Genomic DNA, 1,220 nt, shown 5'->3' with positions numbered 1-1,220 from the left:
GTTCAAGACCATCGATGCGGCGGTGCAAACCGCGAAGAATATCGGCTTTCGCCGCGTGGAAGTCGATATGTCGGGGATGCGGGATTGAGGATCGGCACCGCCAGCGAGGCGAGGTCATCAGTTCGACCTCGACCGAGGGGCGGAATGGCCGCCGCCCCTGGCCACGTTCCCCCTGCTGCCGACCTGGGAGATCAGGCAGTCGCGGGAGCGATCAGGAAGTCCTCGAGCGACTTGCCATTTTCAACGGCGGCTGCGATCTGGGCTGGCATACGACCCTGACCTGTCCAGGTACGCTCCTCACCATCCACGATGTACGCATATTTTGCCGGACGGGGAGCCCGTTTGGTACGACTCGCGGCAGATGCCGTCCCTACCGCCGCGCCACCTAACAGATCCTCTGCAGAGATCCCTTCTGCTGCCAGCAGCTCTCTGAACTCCGCCAGTTTCTTCTCATGCTCCAGCTTGGCGGCTTGAACCGCTTCGGCAGCTTTTAGCTGTTCTTGGACGACTGTATCAAACTTCTCTTTTATTTCCTGCAACTGGTCGAACGGCAGATCGCGGACAGCTGCACGAAGGCTGCGGATATTCAATAACACTTTTAGAAAATCATTCACCGGCAACACTCCTGGTTATGGTCATGGATGAATACGAAAATAAACATATCGAGAGCGCTATTAATAGCGCCTCTATGAGGCAATATAAACGAGCTACATCATAGAGCCTATCTAGCTATTATTAAAGCCTTGCGATACGGCTGTGCGCGATATGTGAGGTATTACACTGATATCCAAGGTGCCAGCCTACCCCCCTCCCTGCAAAACCGTTTTTAAGGCCCGTGTCGCCTGACGTTCCACTGAGGTTGATCGGCCCCTTTATGGGGCATGACAGTGGCAAGCTGGTGTGTTAGGGGAGGGGTGTGGGGACGTGTCCCCACGAAGATGGGTTATATTCTGACCGGCGGCCAGCGTTTTTTGCTGGCCTGCAAGGTCAGGCATTTTATGGGTAGTCTTTATCTGGCGGCGGGCGCTTGCGCCCTGCACAGCCAGGCATTTTATACATCCTGAACGTAGAGAGGGATGATATTACAGAGTCTCTAACCATTTTTCTTAAAGCATATTAACAGTGAACAGTTAAAAAAAAATCTCATGACCTAAATTTCGTATCAAATCACTTAAATTTTCATATTCATAAACCATCCACAGTAACAGGGGGCGTTTTGG

Annotated in this window: 1 protein-coding gene and 1 pseudogene; one reads left to right on the top strand and one right to left on the bottom strand. The window is 52.6% G+C overall.

Annotated features, from left to right (window positions below; genetic code table 11):
- Nucleotides 1–88: pseudogene (locus AAC083_RS23245) on the top strand (plasmid replication protein RepB); the annotation flags it as partial.
- A gap of 103 nt (nucleotides 89–191) precedes the next feature.
- Here the strand turns inward: AAC083_RS23245 and AAC083_RS16640 are convergent.
- Entirely contained in the window at nucleotides 192–614 is a 423-nt protein-coding gene (locus AAC083_RS16640; protein ID WP_108537188.1) for an H-NS family histone-like protein, read from the bottom strand.
- Nucleotides 615–1,220 lie beyond the last annotated feature (606 nt).

It is taken from the genome of Aeromonas sp. HMWF014 (assembly GCF_963878295.1).
GTDB lineage: Bacteria > Pseudomonadota > Gammaproteobacteria > Enterobacterales > Aeromonadaceae > Aeromonas > Aeromonas popoffii.
This window is presented reverse-complemented; position numbering and strand designations above follow the sequence as displayed.